The organism is Kribbella jejuensis (assembly GCF_006715085.1).
GTDB lineage: Bacteria > Actinomycetota > Actinomycetes > Propionibacteriales > Kribbellaceae > Kribbella > Kribbella jejuensis.
This window is the reverse complement of record NZ_VFMM01000001.1, coordinates 1,976,737-2,002,824: the sequence shown is the minus strand read 5'-3', so window position 1 is coordinate 2,002,824 and position 26,088 is coordinate 1,976,737. Positions and strand designations below refer to the sequence as shown.

Here is a 26,088-nt window from a genome sequence, read left to right as displayed (position 1 = left end):
AACCGGGTGCCGCAGTAGGCTGCCTCGGCGAGACACCGTCGGAGGAGGTCGAGAGGGCTGGACACGGACGATCGCCGGGTGCCTGACGCGGCACGGGTCAGGGCACAAGCTCAGCTGTTGTGGCCGCAGGTCGTGAACGGGCTCCGGCTCGCCGGTCCGCTGGCCGATCCGCAACTGCACCGCGACGCGGACAGCGGCCGGGAGTACTTCACCTCGGCGGACCCCAGTGGCCGGCAGATCACGGTACGGCTGGACGCCGCGGCGCTGACCGGTGGCCGGCAGGTCCGGGTACACGTCAACACGAGCACCGACAACCACGTCGTCCAGCTGTCCGACCGGCTGCGTGACGACGAGATCGGACCGTTGCTGTCGGCATCGGCTGCGGAGCTGTCCGCGGTACGGCGGCGGGCCGAGCTGGACCTGCCGCCGGTACGGACGCAACTGCTCGACCCGGCCCGGGCCGGGGACCGGGGTGACCCGCGGGCGGCGGAGTTCGGCGACAACGACCTGATCAGGATCGCGGCCCTCGACTGGCATGCCCGGCAGGGCGCGGACCCGGCCGTGGACCCGGCCCGGCGCGCTGCGGCGCGGGACGCCTTCTCGGCCGGTGTCGATGACTGCGGACTACGCGTTCGCGGCGGTACGGCGGGCGAGGAAGACGCCTGCGCCTATCGCCGGCTCGCCGTAGAACCGTTGCTGAGCACACCGGGCGCGCGCTGGCTGGCCGAGCTCGGCCGGCCGATCGAGGAACTGCAGCCGGCCGATCAGGAGGCGCTGGCGCGGCACCGGGAAGCGGTGGCGACCCAGGCCCGCACGTTGCCCTCGCCGCAGCTCCAGGTGACCGAGCGGCAGGACCTCCAGCAGCTCGTCGAGAAGGCCCGGCTCGAGCGCGAGCGGTTGAGTGCGCTGACCATGCAGTCGTTGCGTGCGGGCATGACTCCGCGGGTCCGATTGATGATCGGTGGTGGTGCAGCGCTGACGGCACGACCCGAAGGTGCGGTGCTCGTCGACGACCGGCAGCGGTGGCACGTCGATCCGCTACGGGCGCTCGTCCAGTCGACCGATCAGATGCGGCACCTGCACGAAAGCGGTCTCGGTGATCCGTACGAGTTCGCCCGCCCGCGGGAGCGTTTTCCGTTGGCCGCACTGCACTACATGGAGGACACCGCCGCGGTCCGCGGTCCGGTGGTCAACGGGCGGGTGCAGCTGAGCGTCGCGACGTCGGGCCGGTTGATCGGCGAGATCCGGCCGTCGGACGGTACGGCGCCGCTGCGGGTCGACGTCGACGGAGCACCGTTGATCGCGACCGGGCTGCCGTCTGAACGGGTGCCCGGCGTCTCGCGGGGCGTGCAGACCGTACCGGCCGCGCTCGACGTGATCGGCGATCATCTCGGCGCGATCGGATCGGGCCGCGCGGGCGAGTTACGCGACCAGCTCACCCAGCTGTATCCGGTGGCCGAAGAGCCCGGTACGGCGGCCCTCGTCCTGGAGACGCTGCGCCGAGAAGGGCTGAGCGATTCGCAGCCCGAGCTGGCCGAGGCGATCCGGACGCTGCAGGCGACCGCGGACTGGGACGCCGCGCGGCAGCAGGCGCCGGGGCGGGCTGTCTTCGGGGACGAGGTCAGCAACGGCAGCGCGGATCCACGTGCCGCCCAGACCTGGCTGGTCGCCGGTCGCGGTGGATCAGGATTCGCCAGCGCCGCGATCATCCTCGACGGGAACCCGGACGCGAACGTGATCATGGTCGGCGGTGCGACGCCGATGGTGCTCCAGAACACCGCGCTGTACGCGCCGTTCCTGGAGGAACACGACCGTGCCGTGAACCCGACCGCGACCGGGCGGCTGGTCACCGTCGCGGGCGCTCGGCTGGGCGGCATCGGCACGACGACCGGTGCCGACGGGCGGACGACGTTCCGGATGCTCGACGGTCGCGGACAGGAACTGCGGACCGCCGACGGCCGGCCGCTCGAGGGCGACGCGTACGTGGCCTGCACCGGCCGTCCGGCCCGGATGCCGCGGGCGCTGGAGCCGCTGGCGCGCTGGGCCGACTCCACCAAGGGCGCGATGCTGATGAACGCCGACCGGCAGTACCTCGGCTATCAGCTGACGTTCGCCAAGGACGGCGTACAGCACCGGGCCCAGGTGATCGGTGCGGCGTCGCGGGTGCTTCCCGAGGTGTTCACGCCGGCGCAGGTGCGGCAGTTGGTCGCTATCGACCTGCAGGAGGCACCGCCGGAGAGCGGGAACGTCGCCGTCGGCTTCATGAGTACGGCGATCCAGGGGTCGGCGATCGCGGATCACCGGCAGCGGGTGACGAACATCGTCCAGGCGGCGCCGGCGACCGCAGCACGGCCGTCGACCGGGGTGTCCCGCACCAGCAACCCGCTCAGCCGTTGAGACGGCTCGATGGACAATGGGTGGGTGTCCGAGTTCGAGCGGTTTGTGGGGGAGTTGTCTGCGGCTGAGGCGGAGCGGGGGCGGCGGCTGTTTCGGGCGGTGCGGGTTGAGCGGGGTGAGTTGTTCGTGCGGCAGGGGGATCCGCCGAATCGGGTGGCGTTGGTCGAGCGTGGGTTGTTCCGGTTGTTCGGTACCGACGAGGGTGGGAACGAGAGGACCCTTGCGTTTCGTGCCGAGGGGGAGCTGGTGTGCGCCTACAGCGCGGCGCTCCGCCAGGAGCCTTCGCGGATAGCGATCGAGGCGCTCGAGACCTCCGACGTGCTGGTTGCGGAGCGGCCGGCGTACGACGTACTTGTTGCCGAGAGCCCCGGCTGGCAGCAGCTGATCGCGAAGCTGACCGAAGAGCTGTACCTGCGGCTCGACCAGCGGCAACGCGAGCTGCTGCTCGACGACGCGAGCACCCGCTACCAGCGCTTCGTCGCCGACCACGGGGAGCTCGCGGCGCGGCTCACCCAGCGGCACATCGCCGCGTATGTCGGCGTGACGCCGGAGGCACTCAGCCGGATCCGGCGGCGATTGATCTCGATCAACGACAGCGGCTCCAGGGCGGCCTAGCGTCCTGAGCATGACGACGATGCGTGCGATGGCAACCGATCGGGTGGGCGCCGGGGCGACCCTGCGGCCGCACACCCTGCCGATGCGGGAACCCGGTGCCGGCGAGGTCCTGATCAAGGTGATGGCGACGGCGGTGAGCCCTGCCGACCTAGGCATGCTGGCCGGGCGGTACCGCTGGTACGACGAGCTCCGGCTGCCGCTGGTACCGGGGTACGACGTGGCCGGCGTGGTCGAGGCGGGTGACTGGGAGCGTGGCGCGGCCGTGATCGCGAGCACTGGTCACTCGCGGACGCAGGTCGGCTCGTACGCCGAGTACGTGACGCTGCCGGCGTCGTACGTCGCGCCGAAGCCGGCGAACCTCGACTGGGCCGAAGCCGCCACGCTTCCCCTCGCGGCCCTCACCGCACACCAGGCCCTGGAGCTCCTCGACCTACACCCAGGCCAATCCCTACTCGTGAACGCCCCCCGCGGCGCAGTCGGCCGCTTCACCACCCAACTCGCCCAAGCCGCCGGCATCACAGTGCTCACCCCCGACGCCGCGGTGGTCGGAGCCGGCGGCCTCGTGGGCGGCGCGGGCGTCCCCGTGGGCGAGGCGGGCGTGCCCGTGGTCGGGCCCGGTGGGCCTGTGGTTGGGGCGGGTGGTGGCGTGGGGTGGGTGGATGCGGCGTTGGATGTTGTGGGTGGAGAGCGGGCGCGACGGGCGTTTGCGGCGGTGCGGGACGGTGGCGCCTATGTCACCGTCGTACCCGAGTTCTGGGTGCCGGGTGGGCAGTTCACCCCGGAGCGGGGCATCACGCCGCAGCTCGTTCGCGCCGAGCCGAGCGGCGCCCGGCTGACAGCCATCAGCCGGGCGGCCGAAGCCGGTCAACTCACCGCCACCGTCGCCAAAACCCTGCCCCTCACCGAGGCGCAACAGGCCCTCGACCTCCTCGCCTCCGGCGGCGTCCGAGGCAAGATCGTCCTACTCCCATAGCCCACCCGCGGGCGCCAGCCGCAGCTGGTGCGGTGGCTACGCTTGGCCGGATTGTTCTTCTGGGGTGGCTCGGCGGACTACCAGGCGGGTCCAGGCGCCGACGTAGATGCGGTCGTCGGCGTTCAGTTCTTGGCGTTGGCCGGGGATGATGGGGGTTTCCGGGAGCGGGCCGGCGGCGGAGGCGACGTACGTGCCGTTGGAGGACTGTAGGTCCTCCACCCACCAGCGCTGGCCGTCCGTGGTCAGTTGGGCCTGGCGGCGGCTGACACCGGTGTCGTCGCCGCAGTCGACTTCGGGAGAGATGCCACGGCTGCGGGACGGGCGGCCGATCAGCAGGCTCTTCTCCACCAACGGGATCACGGTCGGCAGCCCCGGCGACGGGCACGGGTCGTCACTCTGCTGTACGGCGTACCAGTCGGGGTCGACCCACCGCTCCACCACCCACTCGGCCGTCACCGCCGGCGCAGACGGCCCAGACGGGACAGACGGGACCGGCGGAGCCGGGGCCGTGCCAGGCAGGTCCAGCGAAGAGCCAGGCCGCGGCATCGTCCCCGTGGTGAAGTCGTACCCGCAGCTCTCGCAGAACAGCGCGTCAGCTGACGCCGGCTCTGAACAGTTCGGGCACGTCTGGCCAGGGATCGGTGCGTCCGGAGCGCCCGGCGTCGGCCCGCCTGGAGTGCCGGGCGTCGCCGGCCCCGGAGCCGGAACGGCGGGAGTAGGCAGTGCCGCGCCGGCGGGCGTCGCGGCAGCGCCGATCGGCAGGCCGCAGACGTCGCAGTAGTCGGTGGAGGTGGAGGGGTGTCCGCTGGGACAGTTCACGGTCATTTGCGTACCCGGGTCGTCTTGGTGGAGGCCGTGTCGAGTGCCATCTCGTCGGCTTTCTCGACGGTGCGCTTGAGCCGCACCGTACCCGTTTCCTGGTCGTCGATGTCCACAACCTTCCGGAGCCGGGTGGTCGCCTCCTCGTTGCCGGTCGCGGCGGCGAGCTGCACGGCGCGGCCGAGCTTGGTCGTCGCGGTCGCCGTGTCGCCGGCGGCCTTCGCGGCCAGGCCGTCCTGGATCGCCTGCGCCAGCTCGGTCTGGCCGGTGTAGTGCGCGACCTCCGGGCTGATCCGCGTGGTGAGCGCGTCGTCGGCCGACCACAGCGCCTTCACCAGACCCTGCGCGACCGTGTCGTCGCCGAGCACCAGCTGTACCCGCGCAGCCAGCTGCTCCTGCCCGATCGCCTTCGCGGCCAGCCGGATCGCCACGTGGTAGTCGCGGGACTCGTCACCCCACGACCCGGTCGGGTACGACCCGGTCAACGGGTTGACCGCAGTTCGGCGCGACGTCAGGTCCTCGACCGTCGGCGCGACCTGCCGGACGAACAGCACCTCCGCACCCTGCGGCGCCCACACCCGCAGATCGGCCTGCGCGACACCCCGGCTCATCGCGTTCCGGATGATCTTCGCGAACTCGGCGGCCAGCTGGTCCGGTGCCGGGATGATGTCGACGGTACCGAGCAGCGCCTGCGCGATCCGCCGTACCTCGTCCACCTGCCAGGCCACGCCGACGCCGCGGGCGTCGCACTGGAACTGCCCCGTGACCGACTGGATCGCCTGGGTCAGGGCCTCCGGCGTCTCGTGCTGGTTCTCGCCGTCGGTCAGCAGCAGCGCGTGCTTCTGCGAGAGCGACGGCACGGTCGCGAACACCCGCGATGCCAGCCGCAGCCAGGTGCCCATCGCGGTACCGCCGTCGGCGTAGAAGCGGGAGACGGCGTCTTTCGCGGCCTGCCGGGTGTACGGATCCATCCGGACCATCACCGGTTCCGCGGACGGCGGGAACGCTAGCTGCGCGCGGTCGTTGCCGGAGATCACCGCGAACCAGACCCCGTCGAGGATCTGGTCGAGCGCGGTCTGCGCGGCGTACGCGGCCGCCTGGACGCCGTCGCGGCCCATCGAGCCGGAGGTGTCGACGATGATGATCTCGCCCGCGTCACCGCTACCGCTCTGCCCGGCGGCGCCGGCCCCGGTACACGTCACGGTGACGATGGCGTGGACGTCGGTCCCGCCGTCGGGCAGGAACTCGTTCTGGTAGACGGTGGCGGTGAAGTCGGCCATTCCGGGTTCCCCTCTAGAGACGCGCGAGCGCGACGGTGATGTTGTCCTGGCCACCCTGGGCGTTGGCCCAGTCGACCAGGGCGGAGGCGGTGGCCTTCGGCTCATCCGCGTGCTCCGCAGCTGTCTGACGTACGAGGTCGGCCAGCGGTGCCGCCTCGGAGCAGTAGTTCCACAGGCCGTCGGAGCAGACCAGCAGCCAGCCCGGCCCGGCGACCTCCAGGGTGGTGGTCCGCGGCGTGTGGTCCGGCGCGTCCTTGCCGAGCCAGCGGGTGATCGCGTGCGCGTGCGGCCCGGACTCGGCCTCTTCGCGCGTCACCCCGCTCGCGATCAGTTCGGCGGCCCACGAGTCGTCGGTGGTCAACGCGACCGGCTCGCCCGCGTCCGGGAACCAGTACGCACGGCTGTCCCCGACGTTGCCCGCGACCAACAGGCCCTGCTCCAGCACCGCCGCGACGAAGGTGCAGGACGCGGGGTTCGGGCTGTCCGGACTGGTGCTGTCGAGTACGGCGTCACTCGCCGCGTCGGCCGCCGCCCGGAGCCGCGCGGCGATCGCACCGGCCCGGGACGACTCGGTACCGAGCCCTTGGGCGTGACCGGCCGCGAGTACCTCGACCGCCGCCCGGGCAGCTGCCAGCGAGGCGACGTCGGAGTCGAGCGAGGAGCTCACGCCGTCGCAGACCACGAGCAGCGCGCGGCTGCCCGGCTCGGCATCCGCGCCGAGCGCCATCGCGTCCTCGTTGCGGCTGTGCCGCAGGCCGCGGTCGCACACGCCGGCCACCCACGGAGCGGGCTGCTCGGCGAAGTGGTCCCGGGGCTTGGCGGCCTTCGTACCGCAGGTCTCGCAGTACCCGTCGGCACCGACGGTGCCGCCACAGGAGGCGCAGGGACCGACGTACTCGATGTCGGGCGTGCTGGCCGCCGTGATCTCGACGGTTGGCTCGGTGTCGGTGTCCAAGGCAGGTGTGGCCGGCGCCGCGGCGGCCGGTCGCAGCTCGGTGCCGCAGGCCTCGCAGAACCGATCGCTCGCGGCCACCGGCCCGCCGCAGTTGGGGCAGGCCGTGTCGGTCGTACTCGTCATCGCAGCGTCCATCCTCGAACCTCGTTGGCCTGGTCGACCAGGGCGATCCGTTCCGGCCGGGTCGTGGCCTGGTCGGCCAGCAACCGGTAGGTGGCCTCGAGCCCGTCCCGCAGGGCGGTCTCGGTGGCTGCCCGTCCGTCGATCCGCAGAGCTTCCTGCGGACCGGTCTGCTGGACCTCGGTCAACGCGGCCCGGAACACGTTCGCGGCCAGGTTGGCCCGGTCCACCGGGTCGATGGTCAGCGTGGAGATGCTGTTCATCGCCTCGGCGAGCGCGGGGAGGCCACGCCCCGATCCTGCCAGGAGTCCGGCCCGCTGGCGACGAGCACGCACGTACTCGCCGCTGGTCCGGGGTACCAGATCGAGCGCGTTCAGTGCTCCGTCGAGGTCGTTGCGCTGGATCCGGATGTTCGCCAGCCCGAACGCGGAGGGGGCGATGTAGTTGGCGTCGGTGCGCGCACAGGTCAGGTAGAGGCCCTCGGCAACGTCGTACTCGCCGCTGTGCTCACAGGCGATCGCCAGCGCGAGTTTCGGGGCCAGCTCACCCGGTACCTGGCCGTAGACCGCGTTGAACGCCGACTGCGCGTTGCGGAAGTCACCGCGAGCGAGCGCGACCAGACCTGACATCCAGACCGCCCGCCATTCCCACGGGTCGGCGCTGAGCAGGTCGTTCACCGCGGTGTCGACCAGGTCGTAACGCTCCGGCCCCACCTCGAGCGCGGCCTCGGAGACCTCCAGCAAGGTCTGCGCCGACTGCTCGGGCGCGTCGACCAGCAGCTCCAGCCGCTTGGCCGGATCCGGCACGCTGACCGTCTTCAGCCAGCCGGCCATCTTGTCGCTCTCGTCCGGCACCAGCGACGGCAGCTGCTGCCAGGGCGCGGCTGCGTCGCCCAGACCGGATGCCTTGTCGCCCGGTGAACCGAACAACAGTGACGACGCCGAGTGCTGGGCCGCCTTCACGCCCTGCTTGTCCGCCACGACCTCACGCAGTACGCCGAGCAGCTGCACCCGGAACTCGTCCGCGGACTGGAAACGGTCCGCCGGGTCCTGCGCGCATGCCTTCGCCAGCAGGCGGTACACCGAGTCGTACTTCTGGAACAGCGGTACCTCGCCGACCGGCGGCAGCGAGTCGACGTACCGGCTCTGGTAGCCGCGGAACTCCATCGCGAGCACGCACAGCGTCCGGCCGAGCGTGTAGATGTCGGACGCGACCGACGGGCCGACCTCGGCGACCTCGGGGGCCTGGAAGCCGACCGTGCCGTAGATCGCCGAGTCCAGGTCGTCGATCCGCCGGACGCCGCCGAGGTCGATCAGCTTCACCGCGTCACCGACCTGGATGATGTTGTCCGGCTTGAAGTCGCAGTACACCAGGCCGAGGTCGTGCAGGTACGAGAACGCGGGCAGGATCTCCAGCAGGTACGCGATCGCCTGGTCGATAGGGAGCGCGTCGTACTGGCCGTTGTTCGCCGCCATCCGCTGCTTGAGCAGGGATTTCAGCGACGTACCACCGACGTACTCCATCACGATGTAGCCGGCGCCGTCGTGCGTGACGAAGTTGTAGATCTCGACGATCAGCGGGTGCTCGACACGGGCCAGGAACTGCTGTTCCGCGATCGCCGCGGCGACCGCGTCCGGGTCCTCCGAGTTCAGCAGGCCCTTGAGTACGACCCAGCGGTCGGAGACGTTCTTGTCCTGGGCCAGGTAGATCCAGCCGAAACCGCCGTGCGCCAGACAGCCGCGGACGAGGTACTGCCCGCCGACCAGGTCGCCGTCCTGCAGTTTCGGCGCGAACGAGAACCGGCTGCGGCACTTGGGGCAGAAGCCCTCGGTGCGACCCGGCTGGCCGTTACGCGACCGGCCGACCGGGTTGCCGCAGCTCGGGCAGTTCCGGCGGTCCTCCGGGACCATCGGGTTCGCCAGGATCGCCTTGCTCGCGTCGATCGCCGGGATCGACGGGACGTTCGTCAGGCCGGCGCCGAGGCGGGCGCCACGCAGCCGGGTGGACGACGTACCGAGTTTGCGGGTCAGCTTCGAACCTGCCTGCGCGGCGCGGGCCGAGCCGAGCGGCGTGGAGGCGAGCCGGTTGGAGGCGCGGGAGACCGTCGACACCGTGCTGATCGGGTCGGGCTCGTGGACGACCGGCGGTGCGCCGGTGACGGCGGACGGGCTGCTGGTGCCGTCGGGCGCGGGGGAGCCGCAGACGTCGCAGTAGCCGTCGACGTACGTACCGGCGCATCCGGGTTGGGTGCACGCGCCTGGTGTGGCGGCCTGATTCGGGGCGGCGGGGGAACCGCAGATGTCGCAGTACCCGTCCACGATCGAGCCGGTGCAGCCCGGCTGGGTGCAGGTCGTCATTTCGTTCCTTCCAGGTAGGCCTGGTAGGCCGCTACCAGTGCACCGAGGCGAGCCAGGTCCACCGGCTCGGTGTCGATCACGGCTCGGCCGCGCCGGTACAGCTCGGCGAGATCTTCGTTGCCTGCAGCAACACTTGCCGCCTTCACCTGATAGGCGTCGAGCAGTTGCGCGAGTTCGTCGCGGCGGCCGAGCGCGGCGCCGTACGCCGCCTGCGCCTGCCCGAGCGCCCGCCGTACGGCGTCCAGCCGGGTCAGGTACTGCGAGAGCTCGACCGGGGTGTTCGGCACCGGGCCGAGTGCGGTCACATCCGGTACGGCGAGGCGGGGGGCCGGGGTGACCGCCTTGACGGCCTTGTCCGCGAGGGCGCGGACGGCCGTACCTTGCGCTTCGAGCTCACTGCGCAGGGTGCGGGCGCGGGCCACGTCGGCGGCCCGTTCCTTGCGGGTGGCGGCGCCGACGATCAGGTCGCGCTCGGTCTTGGCGGCGTCGGCTTCGAGCGGACCGATCAGGCCGCCGATGTCGGCGCCACGTTTGTTGCGATCGGCAAGGTCTATCAGGCGCCGGTCGAGATCGTGGTGCTTGGCGAGGGCGTCGTTGCGTGTGTTCGCGGGCTCCTGTTTGACCAGGTCGCTGATCCGCTCCACCTGCGCGCGCAGCTGTCGCAACCGCGCGGCGAGGTCCGCGTCGCCCGGCTCCAGCGCCAGCTTCGCCCGCAGACTGTACGCCAGCGCATCCGACAGCTTGCATGCCTCCGGCAACGAAACCGCGAGCGAACCGCCGGCGCCGCCGGCGTCCAGCCCGCCCCAGATCAACGTCGAGATCCGCTCGATCTCCTGCTGACCCACACGCCCGGAGTCCCAGGTCACGAGAATCAACTCGTACCGATCCGAAACAGCTTTCCAGACCGTCATGCTGAGCACGACATCAGGACTCAGCGCATCCCCGTCCGCGGAATGCAACGCAGCCTGATCCAACTCATCCAGCTCAGCCTTCCGCCGATCCCGCCACTCCCCAAGCGCGCCCAGGAAGGAGAGCAACTCGGCAGCCGAAACCCCACTCCCCACCCTCCCCGGCGGCACAGGCGCAGACACCGTCGGCGTACGCACGGTCATTGGCCCGGCGCCGGAACTCGGCCGTAGACAGCCACCGGTGGCACAGGCGCCTTACCGAGGGCCGCGCTGAACCACCTGTTGTACGACTTCGTCCAGTCGCCGCTGTCCTTCATCTGCTGGAGCACGACGTTGACGAACTTGACGAAGTCCGGGTGCTGCAACGAGATGCCCAGCCCGTAAGGCTCATCGCTGAACCGCTCCGGAAGGACCTTCGCGTACGGATCCTGGGCAACGTCCCCGGCCAGCACCGTGTCATCTCCGCTGATCCCCTGGGCCTTGCCCTGCTGGAACATGACTAGGCAACCGGTGTCGGTGTCGGCGGTGACCGCGTTGACCCGCGGGTTCTTCTTCTTCAGGTTGTCCAGGCTGGTCGAACCCGCCGGTGCGCAGATCGTCTGACCGGACAGGTCCGCCGTGCTCTTCGCCGTCGAGTCGCTCTGCACCAGGGTCTTCTGCCCGGACCGGTAGTACTCCGCGGAGAACGCGATGTCGTTCCAACGGTCGCAGTTGATGGTCATGTTCCGCGCGACGATGTCGACCGGATTCTTGGTGGCACGCAATGACGGGATCCGGGCCGGGCTGGAGATGACCCGCATCTCGACCCGGTTGGGGTTCGTGTCCGCGTCCGGGAAGATGGCCTTGGCGACGGCCTGGATCATGTCGATGTCGAAGCCCTGGATCTTCCCGGTGATCGGGTCGCGGTAGCCCAGGTTAAAGCTGTCGGCGGACACCCCGGCGATCAGCCGGCCGCGCTGCTTGATCTCTGCCATGAACGAGCCGGCAGGCATCACGCCGCCCGGTGCCGGCGTCCTGTTGTCCGGGGCGTACGAGGCCAGCGGGTCCTCGCCGTCCGGGCAGGCCCGGGGCACCTTCGGGGCCGCCGAAGTCGTCGGACCAGCCGACGGTTCTGGTGGTAGTTGGGTGGCGGCGTAGTTGCCGGAGCTGCAGGCGGTGAGGAGTAGGGCGGTCGCGGCGGCTAGGGGGATCAGTTTTTTCATCGGTATTCCTCCAGGCGCTGCGACATGCCCCAGGCGACCAGCAGCGCGGCCGCGATGCCGATCGGTACGCCGAGCCAGCCGATGGGCGGAAGGCCGTCGCGGGTGTTCTTCAGCTGGCTTTGGACGGCGGTGCTCGTGGTGTTCAGCTGGTCGTTGGACGACCTGTCGAAGGCCCCGAAGGTGTCGACCGAGCTGTTGGCCTTGTCCTTGCCGACCGCCATCGCGACCGCCGCGTCCCAGTTGCCCTCGTCGCCGTCCTTCTTCCGGACCTGGGCGTGGACCGCCTTGTACGCGCCCCACTTCTGCGTCAGGTCGGCGCCGTTCGAGCCGAGCTTGCCGAGCTGGTCGTCCACTTGGCCGGCGGCCGCGTTGTACGCCTTGTCGAACTGGTCGCCGGAGCCTCGGGCGATGAGGGTGAGGCTTTCGTTGGAGCGGGCGTCGTACGCCGCGATGCGGGCGCGGGACAGCGCGAGCGTACGTTCGTACTCGGAGTTTCTCGTGTCCTTCGCGGAGCCGCTCGCGCCGGCCAGTGCGATACCTCCGACGGCTGTGGTCAGCAGGACGAGTACGGCGCCCGCCGCGATCGGGACGTTGACGTAGCGGTGCGTACGCCGAGCCAGCCAGCGCAGTGTGATGCCGAAGACGACCAGCGCGAGCAGGCCGCCGGCGACGACCCAGATCGTGCCGTAGCTGATGCCGTCGAACTCGGTGTCGACACGCTTCTCGTTCGCCTCGACCAGCGCCTTCACCAGCGGCAGCGAGTCGTCCTGGAGGACCGAGTTCGCGTCTCTCAGGTACTGCGAACCGATCGGCAGCCCCTGCCGGTTGTTCGCACGGGCCTGCTCGATCAGGCCCTCGTACGTGATCAGCGTCTTGTTGAGCGCGCCGAGTACGTCGCGGTCCGCGGGCTGGGCGGTCGCGGCCTCGGCGATCAGGCCGGCGGCCGCGGCCATCGAGTTGACGAAGTGCGCGCGCTGGTCCGGCGGTTCGAGGCCGCCGACCAGGAACGCGTTGGTGGCGTCGGCGTTGGCGCTGACCAGGTTGGTGTGGATCGCCTGGATCCGGACCAGCTGGGCGGTGTTCGCCCGCGCCCGGTCGAGGGCGCCGTCGGACTGGCTGAAGCCCTGCGCGGCGGCCAGGCCGAAGATCACGCTCATCGCGCCGGCGAGGATCAGGAACGCGCGCATCCGGCCCGGCGTACCGTCGAACCACTGGGCGATCGCGCCGCGCCTGCTCGGCGCCTGCGCGGCCGGCGGCTGCAACGCCGTACCGGGTCCGGCGGCCGGCGCCAGGGTGGCGGGTGGCGCACTCTGCGTCTGGGTCACGCCTCTTCTCCGTCCTGCTTCTCAGCTGCGTCCGAAGTACCGCTCGGCTCCTCGGGCGCCGCTGTCTCCTCAGTCGAGTCCTCAGTCAGGTCCTCTGGGAGGATCTGACGCAGTTGGTCGGTGGTCGGTGCCGTCACGTCGCGCAACCGCCACGCCTGCCGGCCGATCGCGGCCTCCAGTACGTTGCGGGCGAACCGCCCGTTGCCGAACGAGCTGTCCCGCGCGGTGTTCGCGAGGATCTCGTGGAAGGTGTCGAGCGCGTCCGGTACGAGTTCGTAGTCGGCTGCCGCGGCGAGCCCGGTCAGGATGTCGGTGAGCTCGTCGTCGCTGTAGTTCTCGAACTCGATCGTGGTCCGGAACCGGCTCGCGAGTCCGGGGTTGGCGGCGATGAACGCCTGCATCGGTTCGGGGTACCCGGCAACGATCACGACCAGGTCGTCGCGCCGGTCCTCCATCTCCTTCACCAGCGTGTCGACGGCTTCGCGCCCGTACTGGTCGGCACCGTTGTCGCCGGCGGTCAGGCTGTACGCCTCGTCGATGAACAGCACGCCACCCGCCGCGGAGGCGACCACCTCGGCGGTCTTCGTCGCGGTCTGCCCGAGATAACCGGCTACCAGCTCGGAGCGGTCCACCTCGACGAGCTGCCCCTTCGAGAGCAGCCCGAGCGCCTTGTAGATCCCGCTCACCAGCCGCGCGACCGTCGTCTTCCCGGTGCCCGGATTCCCCACGAACACCAGGTGCCGGGTAATCGTCGCACTCTTCAACCCAGCCTCGGCTCGCAGTTTCTCCACCCGCAAAACCGCCACCTGCCGCTGCACTTCCCGCTTGACCCGAGCCAACCCGGTCAACTCGTCAAGCTCCGCCAGCAAGTCCTCCACCGACTTCCCCGGCTCCGCCTTCTCCGCGTCTGCGGGGGCCGCGGCGGTCACCCCAGTGGTCACCTCAGGGCGGGGATCGCCGGCTGTCGGCTGCGTCGAGGCGGCCGGCGCCGCCGGACCGCCGACCTGCAACGTCCGCGCGCCCGCAGCTTGGAGCTGCGCAGCAGCTGCCACGGAGGCGTTGCCGATTACACGCATGGTTGATTCGCCCAGGGTGCAGGCGGCGGAGGCGATTTCGGCGAGGGCTTCGGCGTACGGGATCTTCTCTGGGGAGTTATTGGCGATCAGCTCGGTGAGTACGGCGGTTGGTGCGCCGCGCCAGCGGCGGCCGCGAACTGCTGCGTCGAAGAAGTCCTGAGTTGTTCCGTCTGGAACTGCCTTTGCCCAGTCGACCGGTGCGCCTGGAGCTGACTCCGCCAGGGCGGCGGCGAGGGCGAGTGCCTCGGCCCGGGCGGTGTCCTCGGCAACACCTGCGCGAGCGGCGACGATGAGCAGCGCCGACAGCGCCTCCGCAAGTCCCCCCGTGCCGCTCATGACCCTCCTCGTCCAGGTGGTGGTGCAAGTGGTCCCGCAGGCCCGGTGCTGGTGCTCGGGTTCGTCGGGCCAGGGCTAGTGCTGCTGGGGTGTGTCGGGCTGGTGCTGGTGTGCGGGGTGGCGGTGGTGTGTGGGTCCGGCGGGGCGGCCGTGGTGGTGTGTGGGTCGGGCGGGGTGGCTGGGGTGGGGGGTGGGGTTGATGGCGTGGGGCCGAGGGTGAGGGTGCCGCCGGTGGAGGGGGTGCCGAACTTTTCCTGGAGGAAGCGGCCGTGGGTGATCAGGGCGGCCGCGTCGGCGCGGTTCACTGCGTCGTAGACCTTGTCCATCGTCGCGGCCAGCAGGTCCAACTGGTCGATCAGGATCATCAGCGACGTCTTGCCGCGGTCGACCGGCCGGGTGTCGGCCCACTGCCGCGGCAACCGCAGGTACCCGCCGATCGCATCCGGAAGATAGTCCGTGCAGGTCGCCATCACGGAGTACGCCTGCGCGCTCCCACCCAGATTCCCCAACCGCGGAATCGTCTCCCGGACGACGCGAACCACGCGCCCCACCCGCGACGCGACCACGGCCGGTACGGCGCCACCCGCCACCAACTGCTCCACCCGGACCAGCGCCGCCAGCAGGTCGTCGTTCGTCGGCGGCGCGGGTAACAGGGCAGGCTCGGGCTCCTCTTTGCGACCCGTCAGCCGCGCAAAGAAGTCACCGAGCGCCATGCAGTTCCCCCACGTGAGACGTAGATCAACGACCGAGGTTCAGATCGAGGCTGCCGTGCACGACCTGCTGGTTCTGACTCGCGACCCGGTCCAGGTACGAGCGGGACTTGGTCACCTCGTTCTCCAGCGTGCCGATCGTCGCTGCCATGTTGTCCAGCGCCTCGCTCTTGAACGTGTCGATCGCGTCCATGGTCGCGTAGATGTTCGCGAAGGCGGCCTGCAGCTGCGGTAGACCGATCGTCGCGGACGCGGCCTGCTGCTGGATCGCCACCGAGTTGTCCTTGAGCATCTGCGAGGTGCGCTCGATCATCCCGCTGGTGGTGGTGTTCAGCGCGGTGATCTGGTCCAGGACGAGCTTCTGGTTACCGAGCGCCTGCGCGACGATGACCGCCGTACGCAGCGCCGACACCGTGGTCGTCGAGGCGCGGTCGACGCCCTTGATCAGCTCGATGTTGTTCTTGATCACGATGTCGATGGCCAGGTAGTTCTGGATCGACACGGCGAGCTGGGTGAGCAGGTCCTGGTGCTTCTGCCGGACGTAGAACAGTACGTCCTCGCGGAACGCCTTCGCCTTGTCCGGGTTGGTCGCCTCGAGTTCGGCGATCGCCGCGGACAGCCGCGCGTCCAGGCGCTCGGCGACGTACACGTACTGGTTCAGCCGGGTCATCGCGTCCCAGAGCTGCTGCTTCTCCAGGTTCAGCGCGGCGTTGTCCTTGCCGAGCTCGTCCTGGCCGTTGCGCAGGCTGTGCAGGATGCCCTCGAGGTGACTCTGCGCGCTCTGGTACTTGCGGAAGTAGTCCTCGATCTTGTCGCCGAACGGGATCATCCCGAGCAGCTTCTTCGGACCGGTCGCCTCCTTCGGGTCGAGGTCCTCGACCGTACGGCGCAGTTCGAGCAGGGTCTTGCCGACGGTTGAACCCTCCGACAGGCCACCGCTCTGCAGCGCCCGCACCGGCGACTGCAGCAGCCGGTTCGAACTCTCGGCGGCGGCGCGGATGTCGACGTCGCCCATGCTGCGCACGTCGTTCGCCCGGGTGGCGAACTCCGGCGACCGCGGCTCGGCCGCCATCAGCGCGGTCAGGAACGTGTCCACCTTGCTGTCCAGCCCCGGCAGCGCGGCCGGATCGACAGCCGGCGCCATACTGGGCGCCGCGGTCTCGGCCACAGGCTGTGACGGCGGCGGCGCCGTCAGTATCAGCCCCGGCGCGGTAGCCGTCGGCGGCTGCAACGGCGACACCGCAGCAGGCTGAGCAGCGGTGTTGTCGGCTTCAGTCATAGTCGTCCCCCTCCGAGAGGCGCGCGTAGTACCTCCGTGACGCGCGCCCAATCTAGTCGGTTCCAGGTCCCCGCGGGGGCCCTGATGCCTACTCGTTGTGAGGTCGGGGGTGGTGATCACACGCCTACTGCGGGGCACTCGGCACGGCACCTCGCCGCACGGGTGCAAAGGCCACGATGCTCCGCATCGAGTCCTTCGCCCCCGCACGCCGATGCACCGCACCGAGCACCTCCTCGCTACGGCGTCTGATCACCACCCCCGACCTAGCTGCGGCGGTAACTAACGAAGTCGAAGCCGTCGTGGGGGTCGCGGGCCGTCTCGGTCCAGTGGTGGGCGGGGAGTGCCGGGAACGTGACGTCGCCTGCGGGGGATTGGTGGACTTCGGTGAGTTCGAGGGTGTCGGCGTACGGGAGGGCCTGGCGGTAGATCTCGCCGCCGCCGGCGACGTACAGCGTGCCGTCGTACTTCAAGGCTTCCTCGAGGGTGTGCACGACCTCGACGCCGTCGGCGGACCAGTCGGGCTGCCGGGTGACGACGACGGTACGGCGGCCCGGGAGCGGTCGTCCGATCGAGTCGTAGGTCTTGCGGCCCATCACGAGCGTGTGGCCGAGGGTCAGCTGCTTGAAGTGCTGGAGGTCCTCGCGGATCCGCCAGGGCAGGTCGTTGTCCCGCCCGATCACACCGTTCTGTCCGACCGCAGCAATGAGAATGACCGTCATACCGCGATAGGTGCCTTGATCCCGGGGTGCGGGTCGTACCCGACCAGCTCGACGTCGGCGATCTCGTAGCCGTCGATCGAGTCGCGCTTGGTGAGCTTGAGGGTCGGCAGCGGGCGCGGCTCGCGGGTGAGCTGCAGGCGGGCCTGGTCCAGGTGGTTCAGGTACAGGTGCGCGTCGCCGAGGGTGTGGACGAAGTCGCCGACCTCGAGCCCGGTCTGCTGCGCGACCATGTGGGTGAGCAGCGCGTACGACGCGATGTTGAACGGCACGCCCAGGAAGATGTCGGCCGAGCGCTGGTACAGCTGGCAGGACAGCCGGCCGTCCGCGACGTAGAACTGGAACATCGTGTGACACGGCGGCAACGCCATGTCGTCCACGTCAGCGACGTTCCACGCGCTGACGATGTGCCGCCGGGAGTCCGGGTTCGTCCGGATCGACTCGATCAGCTTCGCGATCTGGTCGACGTGCCGCCCGTCCGGGGTCGGCCAGGAGCGCCACTGGTACCCGTACACCGGCCCGAGCTCGCCGTCGGCGTCGGCCCACTCGTCCCAGATCGAGATGTTGTTCTCGTGCAGCCACTTGATATTGGTCGAGCCGCTGAGGAACCAGATCAGCTCACCGATCACCGACCGCAGGTGCAGCTTCTTGGTCGTCACCGCGGGGAAGCCCTGGCGCAGGTCGTACCGCGACTGGTACCCGAACACACTCAGCGTGCCGGTGCCGGTGCGATCGCCCTTCTCCGCCCCGTTGTCCAGCACATGCCTCAGGAGATCCAGGTACTGCTGCATGAGGCCAACCTACAGCCCTGGCAGACTCGCGGTGTGGAACAGGTGCTGACCCTTGTCGTGCGCGTCGAGAAGAAGACGCGGCCTTCGCAGACCGACGCTCTCGAGACGGCGGCGCGGGCGGTGCTGGCGATCCTGGCCGACGAGCGGTCGTACGGCGAGGGGGAGTGGGCCGAGGCGATGGCCGCCTGGCAGGACAACCGCATCCGCAAGATCGCCAAGCGTGCCCGCGGCATTGAATGGCGTCGCGCCGAGGCCCTCCCGGGAATCACCGTCCACGGAACCGGAACCGGAGCGCCCGAGGGAGTGGCGGCCGAGGTCCGGGTGTTTCCGCCGACCGGCGTGGACGACGTACCGCCCGAGCTTTTGAAACTCCAGGTGAGCGGCACCGACTTCGAGGACACCGAGGAACTCCCGGCGCTCGGACCCGGCGTACCCGTGCTGTGGATCAACCCCGAACTGGAAATGTCCAGCGGGAAGGCGATGGCGCAATGCGGTCACGCCGCTCAGTTGGCGTGGTGGGCGCTGCCCGAGACCGCCCGCAAAGAATGGCGATCAACCGATTTCGCCTTGTCCGTCCGAACCGCGACCCGCACCCACTGGGCCGCCCTCCTCGCCACCGACCTCCCCGTTGTCCAGGACGCCGGCTTCACCGAGATCGCCCCCGGCTCGAAAACCGTGATCGCCGATCACCCTTTGCTGACGCGGTAGTGCAGGTGGGTCACGCGGTCGCCTTCGACGACGCGGGGGTTGTCGAGGAGGACCTCGGGCCCGACATAGTCACCGAAGAAGCGGCGGCCGCTGCCGAGCAGGGCGGGCACCAGGCTGTAGGCGATCTCATCGACCAGGCCGGCGGCGATCGCCTGGCCGGCGATGTTGCCGCCGGTGACCGTCACGTCGCCGTCACCGGCGTGTGCCTTGGCCTGGGCGATCGCTTCCTCGACCCCGTCGACGAAGGTGAACGGCGCGTCCGGGAACGGCCAGTCGGTCGGCGGTTCGTGGGTGACGACGAATACGTGGTCGCCGACCGCGGGCACGCCGCTCCAGCCGTTGGTGAGGTCGAACAGCCGCCGGCCGATGACACAGGCGCGGATCCGCGGCCAGGTGGACTTCATGTACTCCGCACTCGCCTCGCTCACGTGGAACGGGCGGCCCCGGTCGGTTCCGTACACCTCCACCGGCCCGTTGTTGTACCAATCGAACAGCGGCCCGACCCGGTCCTCGGTGTCTGCGACGAAGCCGTCCAGCGACACCGCGGCGGCGACGACAACGTTGCCCATGGCTACCTCACCACCCGATAGGTCAGGTGCTGCGCTGACGGCGTCGATACGGCCTCGATCAGCTCCACAGCCAACCCGGCGGACGGTGAGGCCGGCCACAGCGGCGTTCCGGCACCCAGTACGACGGACGCGACGTGCAGCCGCAGTACGTCTGCCAACCCGTCGGCCAGTACGGCGTGGCAGATCTGACCACCGCCCATCACCACCACATCCTTGCCGCCGGCAACTTCCCGCGCCTTCGCGACCGCCTCGGCCGGATTGTCAACGAAGCGGAACCGATCGCCGAGCCGGGTGTGCGCCGGCGGGTTGTGGGTGACGACGAAGATCGGCGGATTGACCTCACCGGTCGGCTTGGCGCCGTACCCCAGCTCGTCGCTCCACCCGCCCGGACCGTCGATCACGTCGAAGAGGTTGCGGCCCTGGACGACCGCGCCGGTCGCCTCGAACGCCGACTCCAGGACCGCGCGGTCCGCGTCGTTGCCCTTGAAGACCCAGTTGTGCACGGCCTCGCCGCCATCACCGAGCCCGTTGCCGACGGCGGCGTTCGGCCCGGTGACGTAGCCGTCCAGTGACACCGAGATATCGACCACGACCTGGCTCATGGTCAGCTCTCCTTGGCGAGCAGTTCGGCGAGCCGGTCCATCGAGTCGTGGATGCCGTTCTCCATGCCGTACTCGATCGACTGGTCGCGGGCCTCGACCGACGGGAACACCGACCGCTGGTGCAGCCGGACGCCCTTCTCGGTCGGCTCGAGCGTCATCTTCTCGATGCAGACCTCGCCGGGAGCGCCCTCCCACTCGAAGGTCTGGATGACCATCTTGTCCGGCTCCACGGTGTGGAAGACGCCGCGGAACGCATACGCACCGGAGTCGTCGCGGTGGATGTAGCGGTACTTCCCGCCGGGGCGTACGTCGTACTCCTCGACTTCGGCCTCGAGGTCGCGCGGGCCGAGCCACTGGGCGACGAGGTCGCGCTCGGACATGATCCGGAACAGCTGCGCCGGGGTGGCCTCGAACTCCCGGGTCACCTCGACGAACGGGGTTCCGGCGGGTGTGTTGATGGTGGTGCCGCTCATTTCGTCTGCTCCTTCAGTAGTGCTTCCATCCGGCGGAAGCGGCGTTCGGTTTCGAGCCGGTACTCGTCGATCCAGCCCGTCAGTGCCTCGAGGGCGGCCGGCACCAGGTGGCACGGGCGGCGCTGGCCGTCCCGGGTCCGGGTGATCAGCCCGGCGGCCTCGAGCACCTGGATGTGCCGCGACACCGCCTGCTTGGTGATCGGGAACGGTTCGGCCAGTTCGTTGAGCGTGGCCGGGCCGCGCGACAGCCGCGCGATCATCGCCCGCCGGACCGGATCGGCCAGCGCCGCGAACGACCGGTCGAGCTGATCGTCGTCAACCGTCATCTTTATCAACCATTCCCTTGATCAACCGATATGTTGACTATAGGAACAGGCTCCGCCGCCGTCAAGTGCCGGATTCAGACCGTTTCGAAGCCCGCCATCATCGCCATGTCCTCGTGCTCGAGGTTGTGGCAGTGGATCAGGTACTTGCCCTTGTGCGCGCTGAACCGGACCAGCACCTCGACCACCTCGGCCGGCCGGATGTCCACGGTGTCCTTCCAGCCGTGGTCGTACGCCGAGAGCTTGCTGCTCCCACCACGGCTGAGCACCTGGAACGGCGCGAGGTGGACGTGCACGGGATGGTGTACGTCGGTGACGAACGTCCAGATCTCGTACTGGTCGAGCGGCACCTGGGCCTGCATCACCTTCGGGTCGAACGCTTTCCCGTTGATGGTCCAGCCGCGGTGGTCGCCGGCGTTCCCGCGGCGGAACCGCCACTCCCGCCGTACGGCGCCGCTCGGCCGCGGCGTCACGGCGTACGACGAGAGCTTGTCGGGGATACGTGTGTCGTCGACGGCCTTGCGGGCGATCCTGAAGCGCATGACGTTGGCGTTGCCATCAAGTTTGTTGATGAGCGTGACCTCGTCACCGGGCTGGTACTGGGTGAAGTCCACTATCACGTCGAACCGTTCTGCCGGCGCGATGACGAGACTCGCGTGGTCGATCGGCTTGTCGAGCAGGCCGCCGTCGCTGCCGATCTGCACGAACGTCGCGGGCGGTCTGTCGAAGGCGAGTTCGTACCGCCGGGCGTTGCTGGCGTTGAGGATGCGCAGGCGGTACCGGACCGCGTCGACCTCGTGCACCGGCCACGGCGCGCCGTTCACGAGCGTGACGTCGGCGATCACGCCTTCCATGTACTTCGGTTCGACGCCGGGGCCTGTTGGTAGTGCGGGGTACAGCAACGAACCGTCCGCGTCGAAGGCGCGGTCGGCGATAACGAGCGGGATCTCGCGATCGCCCTTCGGAAGCGGGAGGTTGTCCTCCTCGTCGTCCCGGATGATGTGCAGGCCGAACAGGCCGCGGTACACCTGCGGTGCGGTGTAGTCCATCGTGTGGTCGTGGTACCAGAGGGTCGCGGCGCGCTGGGTGTTCGGGTACGTGTACGTGCGTTTGCCCATGGTGGTGTCGCCGTCGCCCATCATGTGGTGACCGCCGTGGCCGCCGTTCTCCGGCATGATCAGGTCGAGCGGCCAGCCGTCGCTCGGGGCCGGCGTGTGGCCGCCGTGCAGGTGTACGACGGTGGCGACGTCGAGCTGGTTGACCTGCTCGATGATCGTGGTGCGGCCGCTGCGTACGTCGAAGGTCGGTCCGGGGAGCAGGCCGTCGTACCCCATGATCTCCGTCTTGAGGCCGGGGAGGATCTCTATGCTCGCCTTACGTTGGACGACTTGGTAGTAATCGGCCTTTGCATCTGATCTGAGCGGTTTCTTGGTGGGCGGGATCGGGAGTTCTGCTTGGAATGGCGCTGGGAGTTTCGCCTTGCTGCGCAGGAGTTCTCCGGCTTGCGCGGGCTTTGCTTCCTGGCCGCAGCCGGTCAGGGTCAGCGCAGTGCCGGCGCCCACAACCATGAATCCGCGGCGTGACATCTTCATCTCTTGGCCTCCCGGCGGTTGTCGCGTGCGGTTTTGCGGAACGACCAGACGGTCATCCAGACGACGGTGCCGACGATCGCGGTGCCGAGCGGGATGTGTACGGCGAAGTTCTGCAGGTAGCCGAAGGTGAGCTGGACGAACTCGGCGACCACGAGGACGGGGGAGAGGATCGCGGGCCAGCTACGGCCGCCGCCGACGATCGTGTAGCAGGTGGCGACGATCGTCTGCAGGAACGCGACCATCCAGACCGAACCGCCGATGGTCGCGTGGACGTCGTTCATCGCGTCGACGTTGCCGGCGAGGAAGTAGCCGGCTGCTATCGGCTGGGCGACGATGAGGATCGCGTGCAGGATCAGGGTGATGCGGAGTAGCTGGAGACTGATGCGGGGGCGCCGTACCTTGGCCTTCGGTTGCTGCTCGAGGATCATGCGCTCCTCCGGTTGACCCAGAAGGCGAACCCGACGGCGCTCGCAACCAGGGCGACGCCGAGCGGGATGTGGACCGCGAGCTGCCGGCTGTACCCCATCGCGACCTGGACGACCTCGCCGGCGACGATCAGCAAACTCGCCACCGGCGCGATCCACCGGCCTCCCGTCCGCCACCAAAACGTTGCCACCAGCAACTGCACCGCCCCGAGCGCGACCAGCGCCAGCCCGGTGGGTTCATGCATCCGCATACCGGCCGGCGACCCGTCGAGGTAAATCCCCGCGAAAACCGGCTGCACGCAGATAGCCAACGCATGCAACCCAGCCGCCACCCGGAGTACGTAGAGACCCTTCATGTAGGCAGACAATAGTAGCCTGCCTACATGTAGATCAATCAGGTATCCCCCGGAGATTCACCCCCGCGGGCTACGCGCCCGCTACCTTCGTCGCTCCGCTCCTCAGACGCGGCCACTCCGCCCGCCCCCACCCACCCCCCGGCTTGCGCGGTTGCATTCGTTTCCGGCTGCCGCCGGAGTGTTGTCGGCTGTCGCCGACGTGCTCCCGGCTGCCGCCGATGTGCTCCCGGCTGCCGCCGATGTGCTCCCGGCTGCCGCCGGGGTGTTGTCGGCTGGCGCCGACGGGTTGCTCGCTGGCGCTCGCGGGTGACGACGGCAGGTGCCGGCATGCGGCATGCCCTGTCCGAGCAGTCGATGACGCGCCGGCTCCGCGCACTCCTCCGTCGCGCGCTCCGCCGGTGCTCGCGAGCGAAGCCAGCCGACGTACTCGACCTGAGCTCGTGAGGGATGGACCCCGCGTGCTGCACGGCCGCTCGCTTCGTTCGCGCGCTCCGCCGGTGCTCGCGAGGGGACCAACTCCGTGCACGCTCCGGGTGCTCGCGACGAGCAGTCCCGCGTGCCGGTCGTCGCCTGTGTGGGGGTGTCGGCCGTTGATGGCGGCGGTCGGCGGACAGGTGGGTGTGCCGCGGGGTCTCCTGCCGGTGAACGACGTCTGGCGAGCGGCGGAGAGGTGGTGCGCCGCGGGCCTCCTGGCGGTGAACGGCGTCTGGCGAGAGATGGGCGGCGGTCGGCGGGCCGGTGGTGTGCCGCGGGTCTCCTGCCGGTGAACGACGTCTGGCGAGCGGCGGAGAGGTGGTGCGCCGCGGGTCTCCTGGCGGTGAACGGCGTCTGGCGAGAGATGGGCGGCGGTCGGCGGGCCGGTGGTGTGCCGCGGGGTCTCCTGCCGGTGAAGGGCGTCTGGCGCGGATGGGTGGTCGGCTCCGTGGCGCGGGTGAGCTTTCGCGCTGGCGATTGGTGAAGGGGCGGTGGCTGGTTACGTCAGTTGGCCTAGTGGGGCGACGCTGATTCCTGCTCGTTCGCAGACCCAGTGGGGGTCGGGGCCGAGTTCGGGTTCGATGCGGAGTTCGTGGTCGTGGAGGTCGTCGCAGGCTGTGCAGCGGGGCCAGCGGATTCTGTTGTCCACCAGGCGGTCCTGGACGTCCTGAGCCACCAGTCCGGCGATGTGTTCGGCTCCGTCGGGCCACTGGTCCAGCCACCATTGGCGTTCGGCGATGGCGTCCTCGAGCAAGGACACCATCGCCGCGTCGTTGAAGCCCCGGGCGGCGAGGTCGTGCAGCACCATCGCCCGTGCGGTCAGCAACACCCCTGGTTCGTTCATCGCCCTACAGCGTGCCAGACCCCGCCGACAAAACAAGGGCGGATCCTCGCCCGCTCGACCCCGAGCGCGTACACCGCTCGCGGAAGCCGGGCAAGCGCCCCGGGTCCGGGATGGTCGCGCAGGCGATCAACCGTTCCTCACATGCGCATCGCGGTGACGCGTTGGGCACGACCTCACTGCTGAGATGGCAGGCCAGCACCTCGCCGGCGGGGCGTTCCAGCGGGCGGCCGAAGGTGATCAGCTCGGTCGGCGGCTCCGCAACAGCCCGGCTTATCGCCTTGTTGACGGCGGCGTCCGCCCTCTTCGCGGTGAGGCGGTCGGTGCGGCGGTGGGTGGGGGTGCGGTGCTGGTGGCTGCGGTAGGTCGGTTCGGCTTGGGTGTGGTGGTGGGTGTGACGGGGCGCTGGTGATTGTCGTGGGTCGCGTGGGCTTGGGGGTGGACCTGAGTGTGGCGGTAGGCGGCGGGTGCTGGTGGTTGCTGTTGGTCCCGTGGGCTTGGGTGTGGTGGTGGGGTGGGGCGGTCGGTGGTGGCGAGGTGCTCGTGGTTGGCGTAGGTCGCCTGGGTCTGGGTGTGGTTGTGGCGGCGACGGGTGCTGGTAGCTGCTGCAGGTTCCCTCGGCTGGTTGTAGTGGGTGCGGCGGTAGACGACGACGGGGTGCCGGTAGGGGCCGCAGGTTGGCTCGGTCTGGGTGTGGCGGTCGGACGTTGAGGTCTTGCGGGGAGTGGTGTGGGAACCGTGGTCTTCGGAAGAGACCTACTCCCACCGACGTGTCGTCAGCAACACCCTCAGCTACTTACCGCTGGGTTCTTCGGGTGGGACTACGGTCCATGGCACTGGGGGTGGGTTGGGGGTGGCTGATAGGGCTGCTCGGGCGCAGGCGCGGCCCTGGTCGCGTAGGGAGGCTGCTATCGACCAGATTCCTGAGGTGGTGGCTTCTCGGGAGGCGTCCCAGCCGGTGAGTACCGCAGCCCGGTGCGTGCGGGCCACCGTTTGGTGGGCGCCTAGCGCCAGTTCGTCGCTCATCGCCAGCACCACCACGGGGTCAGTGCCCTCCAGGGTGTCCAGTAGTGCTGCGGCGGCTTCCTCGCCCAGTTCGCGCTGGTTGCGCTGCACCACTGCAATTCGTACGTCGTCCCAGTCGTGACCGGCTTCGGTCAACGCGTCGCGGTAGCCGGCCAGGCGAGCGCCGGTGACGGGGAAGGGGACCGCCTGCAGGTCCATCAGGTCAGGGGGCAGGTCGCGGCCGCGGAAGACGCCGCTGATCCGGCGCCTGTCGAGGGGAAAACTGATGATGACGGGGGTCGCTTCGGCCATCGTTGTGGCCGCCGCGACCGCAGCTGCGGCGGCGCGGTCGTCAGGCCCGATGCACACCAGACCCGGATGGGCGGGACCGCCTTGGATCGCAGCGGGTCGCCCGCTGCCTGCGACGGCGGCCAGTACGGGGTCATCGGCGACGGTGGTCCACAGGACGTAGCCGTCCACTGCAGCTGCCAGCACCCTGTCGGCGTCGCCGGCATCCCCTCGGGTGGGGATGAGTACGACTCCCAGGTCCTCGCTGACGCAGACGTCGGCGATCCCGGCCAGGAACTGCGCCGCCTGCGGGTCGTCGAACAGGTACGACAGGTGCTCCCCGACCACCACCCCCAACTGCTGGGTGCGCCCCGAGCGTAGGGCGCGCGCCGTGCTGTCGGGGCGGTAGCCCAACTGGGCCGCGGCCGCGAGCACCCGGGTCCGGGTGGCCTCGGCTACCCGCGCGGGGTGGTTGAAGGTGTAGGAGACCGTCATCGGCGCAACCCCGGCCTGAGCAGCGACATCTTTGACGGTGGGACGTTGTCGCCGCTGCGGTGTGGACACGTTGGCAGC

At 69.7% G+C, this 26,088-nt stretch carries 26 protein-coding genes; 5 read left to right on the top strand and 21 right to left on the bottom strand.

Annotation, left to right across the window (positions count from 1 at the left end):
• Nucleotides 1–78: 78 nt before the first annotated feature.
• The 3 genes from FB475_RS09780 to FB475_RS09770 are packed head-to-tail and all read left to right on the top strand — an operon-like array spanning nt 79 to nt 3,985.
• Nucleotides 79–2,397, top strand: a complete 2,319-nt coding sequence (locus FB475_RS09780) for a hypothetical protein (protein WP_141854587.1) — start codon at nt 79–81, stop codon at nt 2,395–2,397.
• A 24-nt stretch (nt 2,398–2,421) separates the two neighbouring features.
• The gene (locus tag FB475_RS09775) at nt 2,422–3,012 is read left to right on the top strand and encodes a Crp/Fnr family transcriptional regulator (protein WP_185759163.1); all 591 of its coding nucleotides are present in this window, start codon (nt 2,422–2,424) and stop codon (nt 3,010–3,012) included.
• A gap of 10 nt (nt 3,013–3,022) precedes the next feature.
• Entirely contained in the window at nt 3,023–3,985 is a 963-nt protein-coding gene (locus FB475_RS09770) for an NADP-dependent oxidoreductase (RefSeq protein WP_141854584.1), read from the top strand.
• 36 nt (nt 3,986–4,021) lie between these two features.
• Here FB475_RS09770 and FB475_RS37495 read toward each other — a convergent pair whose 3' ends face one another.
• The gene (locus FB475_RS37495; RefSeq protein ID WP_238332061.1) at nt 4,022–4,441 is read right to left on the bottom strand and encodes an FHA domain-containing protein; all 420 of its coding nucleotides are present in this window, start codon (nt 4,439–4,441) and stop codon (nt 4,022–4,024) included.
• Between the two features lie 100 nt (nt 4,442–4,541).
• Between FB475_RS37495 and FB475_RS37490 the strand changes: the two genes are divergently transcribed.
• A complete protein-coding gene (locus FB475_RS37490; RefSeq protein ID WP_238332060.1) occupies nt 4,542–4,766 on the top strand; it encodes a hypothetical protein in 225 nt (74 codons plus the stop codon).
• A gap of 40 nt (nt 4,767–4,806) precedes the next feature.
• On the opposite strand, the gene FB475_RS09760 is transcribed toward FB475_RS37490, so the two are convergent.
• The 11 genes from FB475_RS09760 to FB475_RS09710 form a co-directional block, all read right to left on the bottom strand.
• Nucleotides 4,807–6,084: a vWA domain-containing protein gene (locus FB475_RS09760; protein ID WP_141854580.1), complete on the bottom strand. Its 1,278-nt coding sequence runs from the start codon at nt 6,082–6,084 to the stop codon at nt 4,807–4,809.
• A gap of 13 nt (nt 6,085–6,097) precedes the next feature.
• Entirely contained in the window at nt 6,098–7,174 is a 1,077-nt protein-coding gene (locus FB475_RS09755) for a PP2C family protein-serine/threonine phosphatase (protein ID WP_141854578.1), read from the bottom strand.
• A complete protein-coding gene (locus FB475_RS09750) occupies nt 7,159–9,516 on the bottom strand; it encodes a serine/threonine-protein kinase (RefSeq protein ID WP_141854576.1) in 2,358 nt (785 codons plus the stop codon). The genes FB475_RS09755 and FB475_RS09750 overlap by 16 nt, the downstream gene beginning before the upstream one ends.
• Complete coding sequence (locus FB475_RS09745) at nt 9,513–10,490, bottom strand: hypothetical protein (protein ID WP_238332059.1); 978 nt, start codon at nt 10,488–10,490, stop codon at nt 9,513–9,515. The genes FB475_RS09750 and FB475_RS09745 overlap by 4 nt, the downstream gene beginning before the upstream one ends.
• A gap of 134 nt (nt 10,491–10,624) precedes the next feature.
• Nucleotides 10,625–11,626, bottom strand: a complete 1,002-nt coding sequence (locus tag FB475_RS09740; RefSeq protein ID WP_141854572.1) for a glutamate ABC transporter substrate-binding protein — start codon at nt 11,624–11,626, stop codon at nt 10,625–10,627.
• On the bottom strand, nt 11,623–12,951 hold the full coding sequence (locus FB475_RS09735; protein WP_141854570.1) for a hypothetical protein: 1,329 nt from the start codon (nt 12,949–12,951) through the stop codon (nt 11,623–11,625). The genes FB475_RS09740 and FB475_RS09735 overlap by 4 nt, the downstream gene beginning before the upstream one ends.
• Nucleotides 12,948–14,363 (bottom strand): AAA family ATPase, encoded by a 1,416-nt coding sequence (locus FB475_RS09730; RefSeq protein WP_141854568.1) that lies wholly within the window; start codon nt 14,361–14,363, stop codon nt 12,948–12,950. Before FB475_RS09730 ends, FB475_RS09735 begins: the two co-directional genes overlap by 4 nt.
• The gene (locus FB475_RS09725) at nt 14,360–15,076 is read right to left on the bottom strand and encodes a hypothetical protein (RefSeq protein ID WP_238332058.1); all 717 of its coding nucleotides are present in this window, start codon (nt 15,074–15,076) and stop codon (nt 14,360–14,362) included. The genes FB475_RS09730 and FB475_RS09725 overlap by 4 nt, the downstream gene beginning before the upstream one ends.
• A gap of 25 nt (nt 15,077–15,101) precedes the next feature.
• Nucleotides 15,102–16,352: a toxic anion resistance protein gene (locus FB475_RS09720; protein WP_141854566.1), complete on the bottom strand. Its 1,251-nt coding sequence runs from the start codon at nt 16,350–16,352 to the stop codon at nt 15,102–15,104.
• Between the two features lie 263 nt (nt 16,353–16,615).
• The gene (locus FB475_RS09715) at nt 16,616–17,071 is read right to left on the bottom strand and encodes a dihydrofolate reductase (protein WP_141854564.1); all 456 of its coding nucleotides are present in this window, start codon (nt 17,069–17,071) and stop codon (nt 16,616–16,618) included.
• On the bottom strand, nt 17,068–17,859 hold the full coding sequence (locus FB475_RS09710; protein ID WP_141854562.1) for a thymidylate synthase: 792 nt from the start codon (nt 17,857–17,859) through the stop codon (nt 17,068–17,070). Before FB475_RS09710 ends, FB475_RS09715 begins: the two co-directional genes overlap by 4 nt.
• Before the next feature lie 33 nt (nt 17,860–17,892).
• Here FB475_RS09710 and FB475_RS09705 point away from each other — a divergent pair, with 33 nt between their 5' ends.
• Nucleotides 17,893–18,567, top strand: coding sequence for a peptidyl-tRNA hydrolase (locus FB475_RS09705; RefSeq protein WP_238332057.1), 675 nt, complete (start codon nt 17,893–17,895; stop codon nt 18,565–18,567).
• On the opposite strand, the gene FB475_RS09700 is transcribed toward FB475_RS09705, so the two are convergent.
• From FB475_RS09700 to FB475_RS09660, 9 genes are all read right to left on the bottom strand, one after another.
• Entirely contained in the window at nt 18,546–19,136 is a 591-nt protein-coding gene (locus tag FB475_RS09700; RefSeq protein ID WP_141854558.1) for a dihydrofolate reductase family protein, read from the bottom strand. The two genes, FB475_RS09705 and FB475_RS09700, sit on opposite strands and share 22 nt — an antisense overlap.
• Before the next feature lie 2 nt (nt 19,137–19,138).
• Nucleotides 19,139–19,738, bottom strand: a complete 600-nt coding sequence (locus tag FB475_RS09695; protein ID WP_141854556.1) for a dihydrofolate reductase family protein — start codon at nt 19,736–19,738, stop codon at nt 19,139–19,141.
• A 2-nt stretch (nt 19,739–19,740) separates the two neighbouring features.
• Nucleotides 19,741–20,211 carry an SRPBCC domain-containing protein gene (locus FB475_RS09690; RefSeq protein ID WP_141854554.1) on the bottom strand — a complete coding sequence of 157 codons (471 nt, stop codon included), beginning with the start codon at nt 20,209–20,211 and terminating at the stop codon, nt 19,741–19,743.
• Nucleotides 20,208–20,537, bottom strand: coding sequence for an ArsR/SmtB family transcription factor (locus FB475_RS09685; RefSeq protein WP_141854552.1), 330 nt, complete (start codon nt 20,535–20,537; stop codon nt 20,208–20,210). Before FB475_RS09685 ends, FB475_RS09690 begins: the two co-directional genes overlap by 4 nt.
• A gap of 74 nt (nt 20,538–20,611) precedes the next feature.
• Nucleotides 20,612–22,126: a multicopper oxidase family protein gene (locus FB475_RS09680; protein ID WP_141854550.1), complete on the bottom strand. Its 1,515-nt coding sequence runs from the start codon at nt 22,124–22,126 to the stop codon at nt 20,612–20,614.
• The gene (locus FB475_RS09675) at nt 22,123–22,554 is read right to left on the bottom strand and encodes a hypothetical protein (RefSeq protein WP_141854548.1); all 432 of its coding nucleotides are present in this window, start codon (nt 22,552–22,554) and stop codon (nt 22,123–22,125) included. Before FB475_RS09675 ends, FB475_RS09680 begins: the two co-directional genes overlap by 4 nt.
• Nucleotides 22,551–22,907, bottom strand: coding sequence for a hypothetical protein (locus FB475_RS09670; RefSeq protein ID WP_141854546.1), 357 nt, complete (start codon nt 22,905–22,907; stop codon nt 22,551–22,553). The genes FB475_RS09675 and FB475_RS09670 overlap by 4 nt, the downstream gene beginning before the upstream one ends.
• A 973-nt stretch (nt 22,908–23,880) precedes the next feature.
• Nucleotides 23,881–24,225, bottom strand: coding sequence for a hypothetical protein (locus tag FB475_RS09665; protein WP_141854544.1), 345 nt, complete (start codon nt 24,223–24,225; stop codon nt 23,881–23,883).
• A gap of 789 nt (nt 24,226–25,014) precedes the next feature.
• A complete protein-coding gene (locus FB475_RS09660; protein ID WP_272952060.1) occupies nt 25,015–26,079 on the bottom strand; it encodes a LacI family DNA-binding transcriptional regulator in 1,065 nt (354 codons plus the stop codon).
• Nucleotides 26,080–26,088: the final 9 nt, after the last annotated feature.